The sequence below is a fragment of the Weissella thailandensis genome, from assembly GCF_005405465.1.
GTDB lineage: Bacteria > Bacillota > Bacilli > Lactobacillales > Lactobacillaceae > Weissella > Weissella thailandensis.
This window is the reverse complement of sequence record NZ_BJEC01000025.1, coordinates 1-18,652: the sequence shown is the minus strand read 5'-3', so window position 1 is coordinate 18,652 and position 18,652 is coordinate 1. Positions and strand designations below refer to the sequence as shown.

Annotated in this window: 19 protein-coding genes and 1 tRNA gene; 4 read left to right on the top strand and 16 right to left on the bottom strand. The window is 37.0% G+C overall.

What is annotated here, in order from left to right; genetic code table 11:
- The first annotated feature begins 38 nt into the window (after nt 1–38).
- The gene (locus FFM62_RS10520) at nt 39–233 is read left to right on the top strand and encodes an IS3 family transposase (protein WP_115471691.1); all 195 of its coding nucleotides are present in this window, start codon (nt 39–41) and stop codon (nt 231–233) included.
- 76 nt (nt 234–309) lie between these two features.
- Here FFM62_RS10520 and FFM62_RS09340 read toward each other — a convergent pair whose 3' ends face one another.
- The 5 genes from FFM62_RS09340 to FFM62_RS09320 form a co-directional block, all read right to left on the bottom strand.
- A complete protein-coding gene (locus FFM62_RS09340; RefSeq protein WP_115471692.1) occupies nt 310–1,530 on the bottom strand; it encodes a phosphoglycerate kinase in 1,221 nt (406 codons plus the stop codon).
- A 105-nt stretch (nt 1,531–1,635) separates the two neighbouring features.
- Nucleotides 1,636–2,646, bottom strand: a complete 1,011-nt coding sequence (gene gap, locus FFM62_RS09335; RefSeq protein WP_115471693.1) for a type I glyceraldehyde-3-phosphate dehydrogenase — start codon at nt 2,644–2,646, stop codon at nt 1,636–1,638.
- Between the two features lie 352 nt (nt 2,647–2,998).
- Nucleotides 2,999–3,211, bottom strand: a complete 213-nt coding sequence (locus FFM62_RS09330) for a hypothetical protein (protein ID WP_115471694.1) — start codon at nt 3,209–3,211, stop codon at nt 2,999–3,001.
- Between the two features lie 123 nt (nt 3,212–3,334).
- A complete protein-coding gene (locus tag FFM62_RS09325; protein ID WP_075269283.1) occupies nt 3,335–3,790 on the bottom strand; it encodes a hypothetical protein in 456 nt (151 codons plus the stop codon).
- A complete protein-coding gene (locus FFM62_RS09320) occupies nt 3,777–4,163 on the bottom strand; it encodes a helix-turn-helix transcriptional regulator (RefSeq protein ID WP_115471695.1) in 387 nt (128 codons plus the stop codon). Before FFM62_RS09320 ends, FFM62_RS09325 begins: the two co-directional genes overlap by 14 nt.
- A 170-nt stretch (nt 4,164–4,333) precedes the next feature.
- Here FFM62_RS09320 and FFM62_RS09315 point away from each other — a divergent pair.
- A tRNA-Arg gene (locus tag FFM62_RS09315) sits at nt 4,334–4,405 on the top strand.
- A 478-nt stretch (nt 4,406–4,883) separates the two neighbouring features.
- Here FFM62_RS09315 and FFM62_RS09310 read toward each other — a convergent pair.
- The 3 genes from FFM62_RS09310 to FFM62_RS10170 all read right to left on the bottom strand — a co-directional run bounded on the left by FFM62_RS09310 (nt 4,884) and on the right by FFM62_RS10170 (nt 6,889).
- Complete coding sequence (locus tag FFM62_RS09310; protein WP_115471696.1) at nt 4,884–5,525, bottom strand: hypothetical protein; 642 nt, start codon at nt 5,523–5,525, stop codon at nt 4,884–4,886.
- A 524-nt stretch (nt 5,526–6,049) separates the two neighbouring features.
- Nucleotides 6,050–6,202 (bottom strand): hypothetical protein, encoded by a 153-nt coding sequence (locus tag FFM62_RS10350; protein ID WP_240005941.1) that lies wholly within the window; start codon nt 6,200–6,202, stop codon nt 6,050–6,052.
- A gap of 513 nt (nt 6,203–6,715) precedes the next feature.
- Nucleotides 6,716–6,889: a hypothetical protein gene (locus FFM62_RS10170; RefSeq protein ID WP_165845934.1), complete on the bottom strand. Its 174-nt coding sequence runs from the start codon at nt 6,887–6,889 to the stop codon at nt 6,716–6,718.
- Nucleotides 6,890–7,598: 709 nt separating this feature from the next.
- Here FFM62_RS10170 and FFM62_RS09300 point away from each other — a divergent pair.
- Nucleotides 7,599–9,257 (top strand): putative glycosyltransferase family protein, encoded by a 1,659-nt coding sequence (locus FFM62_RS09300; RefSeq protein ID WP_115471697.1) that lies wholly within the window; start codon nt 7,599–7,601, stop codon nt 9,255–9,257.
- A 112-nt stretch (nt 9,258–9,369) separates the two neighbouring features.
- Here FFM62_RS09300 and FFM62_RS09295 read toward each other — a convergent pair whose 3' ends face one another.
- The 7 genes from FFM62_RS09295 to FFM62_RS09265 form a co-directional block, all read right to left on the bottom strand.
- Complete coding sequence (locus FFM62_RS09295; protein WP_165845935.1) at nt 9,370–10,065, bottom strand: aspartate/glutamate racemase family protein; 696 nt, start codon at nt 10,063–10,065, stop codon at nt 9,370–9,372.
- A 224-nt stretch (nt 10,066–10,289) separates the two neighbouring features.
- Nucleotides 10,290–11,159: a DNA/RNA non-specific endonuclease gene (locus FFM62_RS09290; RefSeq protein ID WP_115471699.1), complete on the bottom strand. Its 870-nt coding sequence runs from the start codon at nt 11,157–11,159 to the stop codon at nt 10,290–10,292.
- A gap of 122 nt (nt 11,160–11,281) precedes the next feature.
- Nucleotides 11,282–11,953 carry a histidine phosphatase family protein gene (locus FFM62_RS09285; RefSeq protein WP_115471700.1) on the bottom strand — a complete coding sequence of 224 codons (672 nt, stop codon included), beginning with the start codon at nt 11,951–11,953 and terminating at the stop codon, nt 11,282–11,284.
- Nucleotides 11,954–11,989: 36 nt separating this feature from the next.
- Nucleotides 11,990–12,337 carry a DUF956 family protein gene (locus tag FFM62_RS09280; protein ID WP_075269264.1) on the bottom strand — a complete coding sequence of 116 codons (348 nt, stop codon included), beginning with the start codon at nt 12,335–12,337 and terminating at the stop codon, nt 11,990–11,992.
- Between the two features lie 88 nt (nt 12,338–12,425).
- Complete coding sequence (locus tag FFM62_RS09275; RefSeq protein WP_115471701.1) at nt 12,426–13,373, bottom strand: PTS system mannose/fructose/sorbose family transporter subunit IID; 948 nt, start codon at nt 13,371–13,373, stop codon at nt 12,426–12,428.
- 19 nt (nt 13,374–13,392) lie between these two features.
- Nucleotides 13,393–14,193 carry a PTS mannose/fructose/sorbose transporter subunit IIC gene (locus FFM62_RS09270; protein WP_115471702.1) on the bottom strand — a complete coding sequence of 267 codons (801 nt, stop codon included), beginning with the start codon at nt 14,191–14,193 and terminating at the stop codon, nt 13,393–13,395.
- Between the two features lie 46 nt (nt 14,194–14,239).
- Nucleotides 14,240–15,220, bottom strand: a complete 981-nt coding sequence (locus FFM62_RS09265) for a mannose/fructose/sorbose PTS transporter subunit IIA (RefSeq protein WP_115471703.1) — start codon at nt 15,218–15,220, stop codon at nt 14,240–14,242.
- A 225-nt stretch (nt 15,221–15,445) separates the two neighbouring features.
- Here FFM62_RS09265 and FFM62_RS09260 point away from each other — a divergent pair, with 225 nt between their 5' ends.
- The gene (locus FFM62_RS09260; RefSeq protein WP_210727733.1) at nt 15,446–18,256 is read left to right on the top strand and encodes a YfhO family protein; all 2,811 of its coding nucleotides are present in this window, start codon (nt 15,446–15,448) and stop codon (nt 18,254–18,256) included.
- Nucleotides 18,257–18,318: 62 nt separating this feature from the next.
- On the opposite strand, the gene FFM62_RS09255 is transcribed toward FFM62_RS09260, so the two are convergent.
- On the bottom strand, nt 18,319–18,652 hold a 334-nt coding region (locus FFM62_RS09255), incomplete at its 5' end, for an IS3 family transposase (protein WP_137604531.1).

Below are 18,652 nucleotides of genomic sequence, written 5' to 3'. Positions count from 1 at the left end.
TTAGACTTTATTCCCAGTATGTCACGTAGGGGAATTGTTTGGACAATGCCCCCATTGAAAGCTTTTTTAATCTGTTAAAACGGGAAAGTCTTAACCAACAACATATTAAAAATATTGCAGAATTAAGTGTTATTGTCGACAAATACGTCCATTGGTTTAACCATGAGCGTATTTCGTTGAAAACAAAAGGCCTGCCTCCGATTGCATATCGGGAACAGGTCTTAGGTAATTAAAATTTATTTAAATGTCTAACTTTTTTGTGGCACTTCATTATCTGATGTCCCAATTCCTTTATTTATTATTTTAAAATTACTTCTCAGAAATTGCTGCAATTCCAGGCAATGTCTTACCTTCTAGGTATTCAAGAGAAGCACCACCACCAGTTGAAATGTGGCTCAACTTATCAGCAACACCCAATTGTTGAACGGCGGCAGTTGAATCACCACCACCAACAATTGTCGTTGCACCATTATCAGTAACCTTAACTAATTCTTCACCAATAGCTAACGTACCCTTGGCAAAGTTAGCCATCTCGAACACACCCATAGGTCCATTCCAAACAACTGTCTTGGCACCGGCAAGAACTGACTTAAATAGTTCAACTGACTTAGGGCCAATATCAAGACCCATGTAGCCATCTTTAATGTCACCTTCTGCAACATATGAGTCAGCATCGTTAGCAAACTTATCAGCAGCAACTGCATCAACAGGTAATACCAACTTTTCACCAGCATCAGCAATTAATTGCTTAGCAAGTTCAACTTTGTCTTCCTCGTATAATGAGTTACCAATCTTTTCACCCTTTGCAGCGGCGAAAGTATAAGCCATTCCACCACCAACAATAACTTTGTCAGCCTTTTCCAACAAGTTTTGAATAATGGTAATCTTATCAGAAACCTTAGCACCACCAATGATGGCAACAAATGGACGCTCTGGGTTTTCAACAGCACCGCCTAAGAACTTAATTTCTTTTTCCATCAGGTAGCCAGCTGCTGTTTGAGCAACGTTTGCGGCAATTCCAGCATTAGATGCATGTGAACGGTGAGCAGTACCAAAGGCATCGTTTACGAATACATCACCTAATGATGCCCAGTAAGCACCTAAGTCAGGATCATTCTTTGATTCGCGCTTAACAACTTCACCATCAACAACGTCAGCATAACGAGTGTTTTCGAAAATCAACACTTGGCCATCTTCTAGCTTGTTAATTGAGTCTTCCAATTCTGGACCTTCAATAGCTGGTACAAAAGTTACAGGTTGACCAAGTAGATCAGCCAAACGTTGTGCAACAGGCTTCATTGATAGAGCTGGCTTGTCATCTTCACTCTTGATACGACCCAAGTGTGAAAACAATACCGCACGACCGCCTTGTGACAAAACATACTTAATTGTTGGCAAAGCTGCAACAATACGGTTATCGTTTGCCACTTCTTGTTGTCCATCAACTTCCTTTAGGGGAACATTGAAGTCAACACGCATTAATACTTTTTTACCCTTTAATTCTAGGTCTTCAACTGTTAATTTTGCCATGGAATCCCTCTTTCTTTTTACTTCAAATACTACAAATCTTATATAAAAAACGGGTGGTTCAGACTATTACTAAACCACCCGTTTTCAATAATAGTTAAGTAACTATTAAAGTGTTGCTAAGTGCAACAAAGTACGGATCATGTTTGAAGTGAAACCATACTCGTTATCATACCAAGCAGCAGTTTGTACTAATTGCTTATCACCAACAGTGATAACCTTAGTCAAAGTTGGATCATATACGGCACCGTGTGTGTCGCCAATCATATCAGATGAAACAATTTCATCATCATTGTATCCAAATGAAGCATTTTCATACTTCTTAACTGCCTCGTTAACTTCTTCAGCAGAAACAGTCTTTGACAATACAGATGTCAACTCAGTAACAGAACCGTCAACAACACCAACACGTTGTGCGTGACCATCCAACTTACCAGCAACTGATGGAACAACTAGACCAATAGCCTTAGCAGCACCAGTTGAGTGAGGAATTGTGTTTACAGAAGCTGCACGGTTTGAGCGCATCTTCTTACCCTTAGGTCCATCCAAAAGCATTTGTGTACCAGTAAAGGCGTGAACAGTAGTCATCAAACCAATTTCAATACCAAATTCCTTGTCCAAGGCGTTAGCCAATGGTGCAAGTGATTGCGTGGTACATGAACCAGCAGAAACAATGTTGTCATCTGCAGTCAATGTGTCTTGGTTAACACCGTAAACAACAGTTGGTACGTTTCCAGCTGGTGCTGAAACCAATACCTTCTTTGCTCCGGCGTCCAAGTGTGCTTGTGACTTTTCTGCTGATGTATAGAAACCAGTTGATTCCAATACAATCTCAACACCGTCATTAGCAACCCACTTCAAGTTAGCTGCATCGCGCTCAGCGTATACATGGATCTTCTTACCGTCAACGACAATACCATCTTCATCAGCTGAAACTTCAGCATCCAAAGTACCGTGAGTTGAATCATACTTCAACAAGTATGCCAACATAGCAGGATTAGTTAAATCGTTAATTGCAACAACTTCAATGTCGTCCGCTGTACCCTTTAATTCAAGAATACGACGAAATGCCAAACGACCAATACGGCCGAAACCGTTGATACCAATCTTAACAGTCATATTATTAAGATTCCTCCCAGAAAAAAATTCTTTTGTAACGTTTCTACATGGAATATTATACGACTTTGTTTACAATTTCGCAAACAAACGTACAACTATTGCTATGCTTTAATTTCATACAATTTGAAATTAAACCCTGCTACAGATGAACTACTTAGCGTTCACTAAGTCTAAACCCATCCGTTACATGTATTATACGATAAATAGGTAGAAACTACGTCATATTTGCTTGAATATTAATTCACTTAATTATTTGATTGACTAAAAAACGACAATTTATAATTATCAGCTTTTTTAACGTTTATCCGGCTTATTATTATAGAAAGTTGATGAAATTGTGAAAACACAAACTTTACTTACCTAATAAGATACGATGTGCTTCTTTGCCATCAACACCACCTAACCTAATTAGGCTATAACGCAATAATAGCTTGACGCCACGTACTACCCGATGAACATTACCATCAATTAGGAATTCAATCATTGAAATAAATGCCATTACGGCAATCCACGCACTTGTCAGTGTCCCCAAAATTATTAAGAACGAAATCATTTCATTACTCATAAACTGCCTCCTGACAATTAGTTTAAACTTAATGTAATTTGTTAATTAAAGCCCTAAAGGAATCCCTTTAGGACTATTTATAGTATATATTAACTTTAACCTAATTTCAAGAGGCCGACTGCTTTAATTTAACAGGCCGTTCCTTCTATATAAGTTAACTGTTTCTTGAGCAAAATCTAACGGATACCCCAAATACTCACATAACATCCAGGCTTCAAAAGGTTGGTCTTCATATTCATGAGCAATTCTCATCATTACTTTTTCCGGCGTCATATACTTGATTACTGACTCGCGAGCGACGATTTCGTCGTTATGGGCAAGCGTAGCATCATAATCCATATGGTTTCCAATATCCGAAATTGCATGATGATATTCCTCAACCAAAGTTTTCGCTTTATCAAAGGTCGATAATGTTTTATCAATAAAGATATATGCCTTATCACCTTTTAAATAAGCAACACCATCTAAGCCCGAATTTTCTTTTAGAGGCATTGTGTCTAAAATAACTGGTGTCATCCCCAAACTAATGAGATCATTTTCCACCCTAATTAATAGATCATCATAACTATCTGTTCCCATTCCGATCCTCGTAGTCAGCAATTAATCCTTCTATATAAGACTTAGCCCTGTCAATCACGCGTGAACGTTCTTCATCAGGTAACCCGGAAATATCTAATCCCCAATGTGCAGCCATTAATACAGGTTCATCAGTTACGGTCGACTGCGAAGTTTGATTTGGCTCCTCAACAAGATCTGACTTTGACACGCCAAAGAAATTAGCCATTGCTTCGATTTTGTCAATTCTAGGATACGTTTTCCCGTTTGACCAATCAGAAATAGTTGCAGTTGATACACCAATAACCTCAGCAAGATGAGCAGCCGTCATTTCATTTTGTTTAATGTATCTTTTTATATTCCGGCCCATCGTGGCCTTTCCTTCTGATGATGCCATATTTTCCACCTTTTCTATGTTCACTTTTTTTGAATTTAATTTTATTTTTATAATTCTTATGATAAAGCTAAACTTAATAAATTGCAAGGTTTAACCTAACAAATAGCTTTAACAAGCTCTTCGCTAGTCTTGCAAATACTATTTTAATAGGCTATAATTTAATCTGTTGTGGACCCGTAGTGTAATGGATATCACGTTGGATTCCGGTTCCGGAGATGAGGGTTCGATTCCCCCCGGGTTCATTTATAAGTCACTACAAACGTTGAATTGAAGGCATTTGTGTTATAGTTAGTGCCGAATTAGTGCCGAATTCATTTTCAATTTGTTGATAAATAATTCTAGTCTGTTGTGTGATTATCAATTTAGTCGCTCAATAGACTTTTTATTTACCAATACATTTTCATTAATTTAACGATTGTACATTATATAGTAGAAAACACAAAAAAGCCCACCAGTCGTAATGACCAGTGGACTAAATTTCTTAATCAAGACGGCGTGACGGCTTCACTAGGTAATTTTAACGCCATTGAACCTAGCTACTTGAAATTTATGATCGACTAAAAAATCCCCACTAATAGCAGGGCTTAGTTTACTTGGTAGTTGTAGATACTTTAGTTGCGTATGAATAATCATAAAACAGGAAACCGCCGATAAGAAATCTACCAAGTGTGCTTATAGTGTACCCTATCGACTATCTACTTACAATTTTAAAGCTTCTATTTACCTTATTCCGTATTGGTGCAATTCTTCTTCTGTGGGGAAGTAAACTCCGCCCAGTCCACTAGGTTTTTCTAAACTAGATCCTTGTGTATTATCCTGCTGCTCGTAAACTGTCCAAGTGTGTTTGTCCCCAAAAAAGTTTAAATCTTCTGGAGTATCTGCATTATAACCATCATCTTGAATATTGTAGTGATCCCCATTAACAAAATAAATAGTAAAGCCGTTAGGAATTTCTACTAAACGATCAAACTCTGGTACATCTCTATTATTTTGCATATATATGGCATTTTTAACTCCTGCCACGATAGCCAGTCTTTGCGTGTACATCTTCAATTCGTGCGCTGTTGCATCACCACTTTCAACACGGTCTGAACTGCTTGTTTCATCTTCTGAACCCTCGGTAACTTCCGAACTACTTTCGTTATCAATTACTGAACTTGTACTTTCTGAGATAACACTGGACCTTGATGAAATGCTACTCGATGAGCTAGCTGGCTCGATTTTATCATCTTTATTTAATTGGTGTGATACACCCCAGCCAACGCCACCAACCAATAGTATCAATATAATAACCAAAGTTATCATAATTACTGTTGTTTTATGTCGTTGCTTTTTTTCTGCCCGTTCCTGTCTTGAAGTCATAGCCCTAACCACCCTTTCACCATCAAGTATATAGGTTATAGCCTATTTTGTGGTAAAAACCGATATGAAGGAGCAAAAAAGTTTACTTTCTATTATGCTAGGCTAACTTTATATAAGCCCCCTGACCTAAAAACTTTGAAAATTGGTCTCTGACATAAGAAAAGAGTATGGGGTGCGGTTTCTTTATCTGCCTACCTGCGGGGGTTAAAAATATTTATAACTGCAGTGCGTGAGTTGGGTGGCATTATTTGATATTCGGTTATCTCTTACCTATTCAAAGGCGGGAGTTTTGACCCAAATTAGCGTTTTAAATAAGCTTGTGAGTAATTATGCCTAACTACATTTAAACGGCTTAAAACTGCTAGAATACGCCTAATTTACTGCACAAAAAAGCACTAACAACTTAATGCTAGTGCCTAATCTTTAATGATTGTTTTTGCATGACCTATGATTTTCCTTAGTTCAGCTAACCACTGCTTTCTCTTTGTGTTGTCATAAGCTTCAGTAAATTCAGGGATCACATCTTACAAGTAGTCCGCCATTTCTGGGTTATCAATATAAAGTTGGTCTAAGTCATCAGCATATCGGTCTTGAATATCGAAAACATACTCCCAAAGCCTATCACTTGTAAATGCTTTATCTAAAATATCAAAAGCCAACTGCTCACTTGCTTTCATATCCTGCACTACCTTTCCATTTGATACTGTACTAATAATTATATACAACTCTGATTGTTTCCGTTATGATAACTAAGTAGTGAATTTGAGTTAGCTACTCAATGAAACTATGGCAAGTTCCAATGTTTAAAATAGCCCCTAACTTCTTTCGAACTACTTAGGACACGGGAGGTTATGCTATGTTTTACCTTTGGTTCGTTCATGAAAGGGTTAAGAGATATTGCCCAATGTAAATATTGTGGCTAATATTGAGGGCTGGCAAGTAATAACAGTTGTTCTAATTGTTTGCCTTGCTAGTGTTGTGAGGTCTTTTATCAAGTATTATTTTACTTACAAGACAACGCAACGTCCAAAAGAAAAGTGCCAACGCTCTAAACGCTGACACTTAACACTCTAAACTCTGGACACTTGTCGCCTGTAAGGTCTCGCACACCTTACAGGCTTTTTTATATGTGTTAATTATACGGTGTGTGTTTCCACTTTGTAAAGTCCTAAGCTCATCTTACATCATGGTTATTGCTCACGCCTTTCAACAATCAACCGTTCCAATTCATCCAAGTCATCATCAGTGGCTAACTTTCTAATGAATGATCGTGCGTAAGTTCGATATTGTAAATACTTAGCATGTTCTTTATTTTTATCTTGCCACCGCTTGTTAGCTTCAGTTTGTGCGTTTTTTTCTGCCATACTAAAAGCCTTTCCCCATTAATACAATAGTTAAAATAACCAATATTATTGTTAATACTACTTTAGCTATTATGTTGGCCCACCTTAACTTTTCATCTCTACTCATCACGAAGTATTTCCTCCATATAGAGGATCGTACTATATACTAAAACACCAACAAGCTTTTCTTGCTGGTGTTGTTCTATTATTTGCATTGGTAATATTGCAATTCCAAATAAATGCACTATTTATTATTTTTAATTATTGAAAAGCTTTGATATGTGCCGGATTATCTAATGAATTGACAAACACCGACACGTGCCCATCACCTTCAACTGATAATAAAGTTCCAGCATTCCCTTTGCAACGATAGCACCCTCTTCAACAAAAATCGCTTGTTTGCAATTTGTCGTGCAAATTCAATTTCGTGCATGACAATCATCATCGTAATATTTTTCAAGGCTAATGTTGCAATTGTATTTAAAACACTAGCTACCAGTTTGTGCTTTTATCTTTTTGAAATTGGTAGTTAATTACAGAATAGCTATTATACAATGTACTCTTAATATGTAATAATCCTCCATTATCCGTTTGAATTGTTAACATACTTAACAATTCAAAATAACATTCATTAAATTTTAATTTTACATATGTAAACAATACGAGTAATATTAAAATGTTAAATCGGTCTATTTTAAGAGTTTTAAGCAAAATTGGAGGATAGTATGAGATGAGTCTCTACGGATTTTTTAAGAATAAAGTGAATTATATTGATATTATGTTGATTGTTGTACTGGGTATTATTGCAACAATTGTCCCCTTCTTAAGCCACTTTTATAATATTTCTACGGATGGTGTCTATCATCTTGCCCGTTTTCAATCTATTGCAGATTCACTAAAAGATAATTCAATACCCAATACGCTAAATTTTAAATATGTCTCACAAAATTCAGCCATCGGTGTCGCTATCAATTCACTGTATCCCTGGCTAACAGGTCTAATATTTATAATTCCTAATTTAATATTTCAAAATCCCATATGGGGGTTAGCAGCTGGTTTTCTTATCCTAAACATCATTACAATATCAACCGCTAAATCCCTCATGAGTTATATTTCATCTAGTCGGATAATCATCTATACCGGGGTGGTAATTTATCAGTTTAATAATTATCATTTTATAGATTTGTACTCTCGCTCTGCTTTTGGTGAATCAATAGCTTACGCATTTATACCCTTAGTATTTTTAGGAATTTTACAAATATACGATGCCAAAAAAACTGGGTTTTTAGTTCTGGGATTAGGAATGGGACTATTGATAAATACCCATATTATTTCCTTTATATTTGGTCTTCTCATTATTTTTATTAGTATTCTTCATCGATGTGTGACAAAGAATATGAGACGTCATGAGTTAATAGCCTTCTGTAAAGCAGGACTTGTTGGTATACTAATTGGTTTATATGCCATATATAACTTACTAGATGTTTATCTATTAAATAATATTGTAGAACCCTTTAAAATAATAAAAATGTTGGACATGAACACAATGCTCACAACGTTATTGAATAATGATATTAAATCTGAAAATTCCATAGGCTGGAACCTAGGCTTACCAGTTACCATATTATTAATTAGCTTACTTATTCTTGCATATAAAGCACAGCAAAATTCAACTTGGAAAATATGGATTATCAGTGCAGGAGTTATTTATCTATTCATCTTTAACTGGTGGCCTACAGAATCTCTCGTCAACACCCCACTTAGCATCATTCAGTTTTATGGTCGCCTTTTTGTCATTATTGGCCTGTTAATCAGTATTGGCTTTGTTTTATTTCTAAATCATCATACGGTTAGTACGAAGCGGCTAGTCTTGTTAAACCTGTTGATCATCGCATTTTCTCTATCGGCAGTTTATCAGAACCATTATAACTATTGGACTTATCGTCAACCTTTAAACTCAAGCAACTATTACACGACATTAAAAAATCGCAGTACTTTTTCTGATTACTTACCTGCTAAAGGATCTAAAACTAATGTTAGTGTATTGTTTGACGAAAACATCACCGTACCTAAACAAAAAAAGTTAACTAACAATAGTGTTTCCTTTAAGGTCAAGGCGAATAAAAATAAAACAGTTTCCTTACCTGTTGTTATGTATAACGGTAAAAGTTATAATATCTGGGTAAATAATGTCCAAACCCAAAGCTTATCTACTAAGTTATTGAGAGTAAAACTAACAAAAGGAACTAATACTATTAAACTGACATCTACTAACAATAAAAATGAATTACTATTAATAGTTTCAGTTGGTAGCTTTATCGGATTTAGTTCATATCTATTTTTCCGAAATCGAAAAAATAAACGACAATATTTAAGCAAAAATTCCTAAAATAAAAGCATCCGCACGAAGAGTCATTGTCTTCGTGCGGATGCTTTTTTAGTTATAAATAGGTTCCGAAATTTTAAATTAAATATACCCATTAAAAGACATAGTCATTCTCTTATTCAGCATGCTTAACAACATACTTTGCCAATTCATGTTGTGCATCAATGATGTACTCAGATGGGTATGGCTCTTGTTCTTGAGCAACTGATAGTTCAGTACATCCTAAAATAATGTAATCACAATCAAGCGTTTGAAAGAAATACGTAATCAATTGATGATATTTTTCACGGTTCACAAAATCCTTATTTTTAATGTCATCATAAATTAATGACATGATCAATTGCTGATGATGTGCATCCGGTATAACCGGTTGCACACCTTTACCAATTAATTCTTTCTGGTATATTGCTGCAGAAATCGTACCATCAGTGGCCATGATGCCGACTTTACTATCTTTATTGGTGCTCGTTTGGCAAGCGCTTGCCGCTATATTAGGCATACTTAGAATTGGCGCTTTAGATGACTTTTGTAACTCTGACCGAAAATAATGAGCTGTATTACAAGTCATAACAATGAACGAAACACCTATGTCATTTAATTTCTCAACATCTGATTGTAACAAAGGCAATGGATTAGGCTTTGTATGATCGAATATATAGGCTGTTCGGTCCGGAATAGAAGCATGGTTAAAAACAATGTAGTCTAGATAATCTTGGTCTTTATGTGTTTCAGTTAATTGATTTACGGCATGAACAAAATTTTCTGTCGCCACCGTTCCCATGCCACCAATAATTCCAAAAAATTCTTTCACTTTCCTACTCCCCCATATTCTAAAAAACATAATTTTGGTGAGAACACATCAATGATATTATGATTTAAATCGCTTTTACCAGTTTATTAACGCACTATAAAATTAATACACCATCAAAAAGTAATTATACATTTTTTTATATAAAAGACAATCTAATGCGTAGTAAACACTGGCACCCTTGAACTGATTATCAGCAATTCAAGGGTGCCAAAATATCTTGTAAATTACTTAACCACCGTACTATTACCAGTTGCATAGTCTATTTCAACACCCGGCTGAACATTAGGTACAAAAACATTGAATTGCAATTGACCATCTTTAGACTTTGCTTCCATATGATTACCTGATGGCACCAAATTATCACCAATATAAACCGGTGTCACTCTATATCTCACATTACGATTATTATCGAGTGACTTTCGAACAAGTGTTTCATAATAATTTTGCCCTGTATTCTCGGAATTGCCATTTGAAGCTTGATTAGCCCATGCCGTCTGTGTTGCTATATTTTGTGGATTCGCTTCAGAAGGATCGAACGACTTAATACTACCTGCCAAGGCATACCCAATCAAATGACCTCGATTATATAGTGTATTATAACGACCGCCAATCGTTGCCTGCTGCCAGCCAACTGGTTCAATGGTTCGTGAGTTTCCAGTCTCTGATCGTGATTGATATTGCCGACTGGTTCTATTTAAGAATGCATTTGCTACTCCTGGTCGACCAAGACTGTCCTGTTTCGCTAATTGAACATATGGTGCAACATTAACCTGTGCATTCAAATTTGTTTGGTTATCATTAACAATATAAGCACCAGTCTTATTAAATGACACTTTATTTGCATTTAGCTGTTTAACAACATCATCTGTTAATACCGTTTTAGCCAGTGATTCACTCGGATGAGTGTCAGTAACTGTACCATAGCTAACCCCGTCTTTAACATTTACCGTTTTATTAACCTTTGCTGATGAAGAAGATTGATGACTGTTATTATTTGTTTGATCATCAATATTAATCACACCAGTTTGCTGTAAAATTAAAAGACCGACAATGACTACTGCAGTCCCAATTGGAATATTTTTCTTACGGCCCATATTGCTGCCTCCTTTATGACGTCAATAAGTATATCATGTCATAAAGGTTTATTCCGAATTTCATTAAAAAATAGACTGGCACCCAAGAAAGTGTCCAGTCTATAATCCTAAAAATTCATTAATTAATCCCGCACCGGCTCGTTATTATATGTAATAATTGAAATCCCGTCCTTATTCAATTCCATCTGAGAAATCGAGCCATTTGCCGGACGTTCATGTACGGCAATTTTACCTTCACCGAATCGATCAGCTAAAGAAATCAACGTATTACCATGACTAATCAAAAGCACATTATCACCATCGTCTAAAACAGGATTAGTCAATATGCGCTTCAGTCCAGCTAGCACACGTTGCCAATATTCTTCACTATTTTCGGCATCATGCCATGGATCAGCATCCTTTAATAAATCTTTTGTTTTATCAACACCGTATTGATCCACTATTTCTGCATAAGTGCGTAACCCAACCGGCGCACCAGCACTAGTCCAAGCCACATCCATGTTAGAGCCTTCAAAACTACCATAAAACTCTTCCCGAAATTTTGCATCTGTAATCAGACTAATATCGCGACTATTTTTATTTTCATCTAAAATAATCTTGGCAGTATCCATTGCCCTCGTAGTATCTGAACTATAGGCTGCTTTAAAGTGTACTTGAGATAATTTGTGACCAGCTTGATAGGCATCTTGAATACCTGACTCCACTAAAGGTGAATTCCCCCAACCCTGTAGCTTATTATAACGATTAAAATACGTCTTCCCATGACGTACAACATATAAGTGTAAAGTCTTCATTAATCCATCCCCCCTCTTTGCTCATTTTAGCACAAATTATTTTCGCTTACGTTCCATAGCCCCTTTACGACGCATAATTTGTTCGGGTTTTAAGTATTCACGAAATACACTGACGGCTTTTTTTGCCTTCCCCCCGACAAACTCAAAGGTCTTACCATCTGTGGTCGTTACAAAAAAGCCACGATAGTAAAACTTTAAAATGATTTCCATACTGACAGATTTGACATTTTTCCATGGTATTTGAATATAGCCACCATGTGTATTGGCTCGGAACTCCATCCCACGGTCACCATAAAACATTTTACCTTGTTGAATATTAACGGGTGACATCATTGCATTCGCATTACCTGACAATATTATTTTTGTGTTTAATGCTTGAACCATTATCGTTCTCCTATTTTATATAAAAAAAGATGGGTCAGTGTCGCCCACTGCCTCATCTTTCATTTTAACAAATTTACTTCAAATTGTACTATGCCATAATACCGAAGGCGTATGCCAAGATACCAACGATAAACAATCCAAAGATAATTGTAATAGCTGATACACGCTTACGTAGCAACCACAAAACAATAAACATCAACAACAATGGTGCCAATCCAGGCAATAAATCATCCAATGTGTCTTGCAAAGTTGTGACTTTGTAAGCAGTTAGCGACTGTTCATCTTGAATTTGGGTAACAACCTTAGCAATTTGTGATGCAGAAACATCACCACCATTAATTGAATGTGCTAGTGCAGGAATATCAGCAGCCGCACCATCTTGTACCTTAACCTTTGACATAACAACTGGGAAGTTCATCGTCGTCCAACGAGGAACCAAAACCCCCATGATAAACATACCCAAGATTGAAGCACCAGTGGTGATTTTTTGCATCGCACCACCACCAAGGTCCTGCGTGATGTTTGTACCTTCTTTATAACCTAATTGTTGCGTATACCATAGGAACAACATACGAATTAGATTCCAAACAACGAAGAATATGATTGGACCCATCACTGAGCCACCTTGTGCCATACCAGCAGCAAACGCTCCTAGAACTGGACGCATCGTTCCCCAGAAAATTGGATCTCCAACACCAGCCAAAGGCCCCATCATTCCAACCTTAACACCGTTCATAGCCTCGTCATTAATTGGCGCACCATTTGCACGTTGCTCTTCCATAGCAAGCTCAACACCCAAAATAGGTGAGGCCACATATGGATGTGTATTAAAGAATTCCAAATGACGCTTCATTGCAGCGGCACGGTCTTCCTTCGACTTGTACAAACGACGGATACCCGGAATCAATGAGAATGCCCAACCAACGTTTTGCATACGCTCATAATTCCATGAAGCCTGCAAGAAAGTTGAACGCCACCAAGTATTTACAAGATCACTTTTGCGCAAGTGAACTTCGACTTTTTCATTTTCACTCATGATGTACTATCCTCCAAGCTTAGTAATTATCTAAAATGGCATCAATTGGATCACCATTTGAACCGTTTGAACCGCCGCCATTACCTGATCCACCATTAAATCTTGGTGACAATTGTAGGTAAATCAAAGCCAATACAAGACCAATCATACCCATGGCAATCAAGTTCAATTCTGAAACAGCTGACAATGCGAATCCTAAGAAGAAGAATGGCCAAAGTTCGGCAGTTGCCATCATGTTAATAACCATTGCATATCCAACGACAACAATGAAGCCACCGGCAACAGCCAATCCCTTTGTAATCACATCAGGAATAGCATTCAATGCACCATTAACAGGGCCAGCACCAACCGCCATTACGACGATAACTGGAATTGCAATACGCAAACCTTGTAATGCCAAAGCTGTCCAGTGGATAGCTTCGATCGAACGTAGATTACCCTTTTCGGCTTGCTTATCAACAATATGAGCTAAAGCAACTGTAATCGTACGAACACCAATCGTCAAAACTTGACCAGCAACTGCCAAAGGAATAGCAATAGCCATACCAGTATCAACACTAACTTGTGCTGGACCCGTTACTAGGTATGCTGATACAGTTGAAGCTAAGGCAGCATCGGGTGCAACAGCAGCACCGATGTTCATCCAACCTAGAGCAAGCATTTGCAACGTTCCACCAAGGATAATTCCTTCAGTCAAGTGTCCGTTAGCTAACCCAATTAAAGTTGCGGCAACCAATGGTTGGTGGAATTGAAACTGATCTAAAATTCCATCCATTCCAGCTAAGAATGCGAATAGAACTACGAAAAACGCTGAAATCATGCGTTATCCTCCCGAATAATTTCTCTACTATTTAATTAATAACAAATTACGACTTCTTTAATAAGTCAAAAACATCTCTACCTTGATCGGCTGGCACTTTACGAACATCAAAAGTTACACCATTATCTCGTAGATATTCCAATGTCTTAACGTCATCATCATCAACGGCAACCGCGTTGGTTAACATACGCTTACCTTCTGAATGAGACATTGACCCAATGTTAACTTCATCAAACTTAACACCGCCCTCAACTGCCTTCGCAACATCTTGTGGTGTTTCGAATAATAGCAAAGCTCTTACTGAAGAAAACCGTGGATCATCCCAGACATCTACCAACTTTTGAATAGGAATAACATTAACCTTAACTCCCACTGGTGCTGCTTGAACAAGCAATGTCTTACGTAGCTCATCCTTTGACACACCATCCGAAACAACAATGATACGATTTGGTGTCACTGACTTTGTCCACGCAGTTGCTACTTGTCCGTGCAATAGGCGTGAATCAATACGTGCTAAACGAACATCCATCGTTGCTGAACCAGTATGGATAACTTCATCGATATCCCCAGCCTCAACAACTGGTTGACCATCTTCTTCTGCAGAATCTGTATTAGATGATGCTGGCTCCTCAGTTTCAGGTAAGGTTTTTACACCTTCTCGTGCAACTGGCATCAAGTAACTTGCAATTTCAGCAGCCGTTTCCATCGTGAAACGAGCCCCATAAGCTTCTACTAACATTGGCAAGTTTAACCCCGTAATGATGGCCATCCGGTCTTCATGCAAGGCTTGAATTCGAGATGCAGCGTTAAACGGTGATCCACCCCACAAATCAACGAGGAACAATACTTGTCCCTCAGGTTCAAATGTTGCAAGAGCATCCTCAAACTTTTTGGTCAAATCTTCCGGACCTTCATTGGGCATAAATGTTACTACTTGAACATTCTCTTGCTCACCAAAAATCATTTGACCTGACTGTCGGATACCCGCAGCAAATTCACCATGACTAGCAATAATGAAATTTACCATAATTGCCACGCTCCTTATTTATATAATAATTCAAAAGTACAAACATTACTGTACTTGTGTAATTATAGACTATCTTCTATCATCTGTAAACGGTTACACACTTACTTTAAATTATTTATTTGTCAGGCTTTCAGCGCGATTATTATTGGCTGATTACTGCCATTTTTACGCTTCATTAACCCTGAAAATGCTATAATATTTTGATAGTCTTTTGGAGGTATCAACATGCGCCCTTGGTTGAAATGGTCTAAACGACCAGTAATCATATATACGATTCTTTTCGGCATTCTGTCGATATTTATTTTTGCGCCTTACTACTTTACAGATACGTCATTAATTTGGCAGTCAGATGGTATCGCACAACACTTTCCAGCCTTAGTGCACTGGCAAGAAGACTTAAAAAACATTGTTCATAACCACACATTACCAACTAATTGGCAATGGCAAATTGGTTTGGGAGCTGATTATTACCAGACTTTTTCTTATTACACTTTAGGGGATATATTCAGCTATGGCGCTGTCTTGGTTTCTAAAGCGCACCTAATTGCATACTACAACTGGACGGTTATCGCGCGCCTTTACCTAGCCGGCATTGCTTTTTTGTTAACTGCACAACATTGGTTCAAAAATCGACCAACATGGCACTATCAAATCGCTGTATTTGGCTATATATTTTCAGGATATACCGCATTCTCAGCGTTTGAACATCCGTTTTTTATTAACCCTTTAATTATTTTTCCGCTACTCATTCTAGCATTAGATATTGCTTTATCTAAGCAAAAATATAGTTTCTTAACAATAATGCTTTTCTGGACACTGTGGAACAATTTCTATTTTGCCTTTATGATGATGATTGGCCTGGGCATCTATTGGCTTGGCTATCATATTAAAAAACAAAGTTGGCCAGATTGGCGAACTCTTATTAAAACGTTACTCTCAGGTTTAATTGCTAGTTTGCTAGCTGCACCCTTATTATTACCTAGTGTGGATGCTGTTCTCAATTCGGCACGATCAAATAGCAGCATCGCAAATGGATTAACCATATACCCTGCCTACTACTATTTTTCGTTACCTGGTAATCTAATTGCCAATCAGACCACGCCATCTTTTTGGTTAACTGGTGGCTTTACAGCCATTAGTATCATGGCAATCGTATTTTGTTTACGACGTTGGCAACAATATCGCCTATTTAATTATTTATGGTTAGCCAGCTTAATAAGTCTTTGTTTCCCCATATTTGCAGCCATTTTTAATGGTGGGTCTTCGCCATCTAATCGTTGGTTATTCCTATTATCATTACCGATTAGCTTAATGGTCCTACATCTCATGGCGCAGTTACATACTTTAAATAAGCATGACTATTTAAGCTTTTTTATTACTGGTGTATTAGCAAGTCTTTCATTATTTATCATAAGTAATTTTAATTTAAATAGTCGCTATGGTATGATGATTGCTCTATATTTTGCCTCATTAGCTTTATTATGGCTCATGCAGTCCAATGTCACACTTAAACCAGTGTGGCTAGTTTTATTGGTCATGTTTAATGCATTTTTCTTGGTGACTCGTAACCATACAAGTAATACCAATCCCAAAGCAACCGATTTATTACCAAATCAAGTGGTTAAACAGTTGCTGCATCAACAAAATAATTATAAAAATCAAAATGATAAACAAATAAGTCGATCTTACGTGGATAACCAATTAAATAATGCAACCGGTATTGCACCGGCAACTAACCTTCCGCTTCTTAGCAAGTTAAACAATGTTGAAAGCTATTGGTCATTGCAGAGTGGTTCAGTTAGCCACGGATTAGCGCCACTTGGTATCAGTTCATCTAATCCTAATGATATTACTGGCGATCTTGATTCACGCAACATTATTAGTAATGTATTAGGCGTTTCTGACCGCTATGAAAACCCGGACACATTAACGCCTAACTCTTATCAAACACAGACTAATCAGATTGTTAATGGTCAGACAATTAACCACTCTGATAATGCCTATCCACTGATATATCTACCAGATTATTACTTGAGCCAAAAATACTATAATGCCCTATCACCAACAGAAAAAGAAGCTTCAATGGCTGATAGCGTGGTGTTACCTGGTCATTCATCTTCAGACAAATCAAAATTTAGTCAAAAAGTTGCTACTGGTTTAATAAGAACTGATTTAACAAAAAAAGCAAAGAAAAAGCAACATATTACGTACAAAACAAATACAGACTGGTTGCCTGAAGGCTTTTATCTCAGTCCTTCTAAAACTTTAAAAGGTACTGAATTACACTTGGAAATATCGAATATCCATTTTAAACCCTATCATTTAAAACAACAGCAACAAGTCGCACTAAATCAATATCGTTATAAGCACACCCAAGATGCCAGAAATGCACAAAACCTAATTGATCGGCAATACAATGAACAAGCATTTACTTGGAATTGGTATAAGAAAAATTTTAGTAGTATTGGTAAAGAAATTAATAACTATACTATTTCGACTAATTACAATGGTATAAACAACACATTTACTCAAACTGGAAAGTCAAATCTATCATTTTATAATCCGAAAAGGAATATTACATTAAATCTTGGTCAGGCTAGTGCAGTAAATAAAGAAACTTTTATCCCCTTATCTTTTGATAAGGTCGGGCAATATGACTTTGATGTACAAGTGAAAGCAATCCCAACAGGCAAAAATTTTAATAAAGTGGCAAAGCACATCAAACAAACAGCACCAAGTTATACGCTGGATGATAATCAACTTTCGACATCTGTTACCGTCGATAAGCCTAGAATACTAGCAACTACAATTCCTTACAGTCATGGTTGGACTGCTAAGGGTACGCATACTAATCTAATTAAACTTGGTAATGGATTTATTGGAATTCCCCTAACTACGGGTAAGAATAATATTAATTTGTCTTATCACACGCCGGGCAGTCATTTAGGTAAAGTTAGTTTCTTCATTGGTCTGTTAATTGTTTGTTTAACATTTATTGTACGGCTCTTTAAAAGACTAGTAATATCTCAAAAATAAGTATAAATTTTCTATACACAAAAAGAGCTTCCTGAACTGAACCCCAAAAATTGGAGAGAAGTTTAAGCAACTAGCTGGTCGGAAAGACTTCGGTATTGAACCGGAGTTTTTCCGGCCAGCTTTGTTTTAATCCGTTTATTGTTGTAGTAATAGATATAATTATTGACGGCAGACTTCAGCTCGTCATAGTTTTGATAATGGTTATTATGGACAGTTCCTACCTTCAAGAGATGAAAGAAGCTCTCCGCCATAGCATTATCTAGACAGGTCGCTTTGCGACTCATACTTTGAAACACATGGTTGTTCTGCAAACGTGAGACATATTCATAATTTTGATACTGGAATCCCTGGTCAGAGTGGATTGTTAAACGGTAATTTAATTTGGGTCTAGTATTT

Excerpts from the sequence above, each read along its gene's own strand:
- FFM62_RS10350 (WP_240005941.1), bottom strand. The coding sequence starts at position 6,202 with ATGAAAGCAAGTGAGCAGTTGGCTTTTGATATTTTAGATAAAGCATTT.
- FFM62_RS10170 (WP_165845934.1), bottom strand. The coding sequence starts at position 6,889 with ATGGCAGAAAAAAACGCACAAACTGAAGCTAACAAGCGGTGGCAAGAT.
- FFM62_RS09320 (WP_115471695.1), bottom strand. The coding sequence starts at position 4,163 with ATGGCATCATCAGAAGGAAAGGCCACGATGGGCCGGAATATAAAAAGA.
- FFM62_RS09285 (WP_115471700.1), bottom strand. The coding sequence starts at position 11,953 with ATGAAGACTTTACACTTATATGTTGTACGTCATGGGAAGACGTATTTT.
- FFM62_RS09330 (WP_115471694.1), bottom strand. The coding sequence starts at position 3,211 with ATGAGTAATGAAATGATTTCGTTCTTAATAATTTTGGGGACACTGACA.
- FFM62_RS09280 (WP_075269264.1), bottom strand. The coding sequence starts at position 12,337 with ATGGTTCAAGCATTAAACACAAAAATAATATTGTCAGGTAATGCGAAT.
- FFM62_RS09270 (WP_115471702.1), bottom strand. The coding sequence starts at position 14,193 with ATGATTTCAGCGTTTTTCGTAGTTCTATTCGCATTCTTAGCTGGAATG.
- FFM62_RS09265 (WP_115471703.1), bottom strand. The coding sequence starts at position 15,220 with ATGGTAAATTTCATTATTGCTAGTCATGGTGAATTTGCTGCGGGTATC.
- FFM62_RS09290 (WP_115471699.1), bottom strand. The coding sequence starts at position 11,159 with ATGGGCCGTAAGAAAAATATTCCAATTGGGACTGCAGTAGTCATTGTC.
- FFM62_RS09260 (WP_210727733.1), top strand. The coding sequence starts at position 15,446 with ATGCGCCCTTGGTTGAAATGGTCTAAACGACCAGTAATCATATATACG.
- FFM62_RS09325 (WP_075269283.1), bottom strand. The coding sequence starts at position 3,790 with ATGGGAACAGATAGTTATGATGATCTATTAATTAGGGTGGAAAATGAT.
- FFM62_RS09300 (WP_115471697.1), top strand. The coding sequence starts at position 7,599 with ATGAGTCTCTACGGATTTTTTAAGAATAAAGTGAATTATATTGATATT.
- FFM62_RS09340 (WP_115471692.1), bottom strand. The coding sequence starts at position 1,530 with ATGGCAAAATTAACAGTTGAAGACCTAGAATTAAAGGGTAAAAAAGTA.
- FFM62_RS09310 (WP_115471696.1), bottom strand. The coding sequence starts at position 5,525 with ATGACTTCAAGACAGGAACGGGCAGAAAAAAAGCAACGACATAAAACA.
- FFM62_RS09275 (WP_115471701.1), bottom strand. The coding sequence starts at position 13,373 with ATGAGTGAAAATGAAAAAGTCGAAGTTCACTTGCGCAAAAGTGATCTT.
- gap (WP_115471693.1), bottom strand. The coding sequence starts at position 2,646 with ATGACTGTTAAGATTGGTATCAACGGTTTCGGCCGTATTGGTCGTTTG.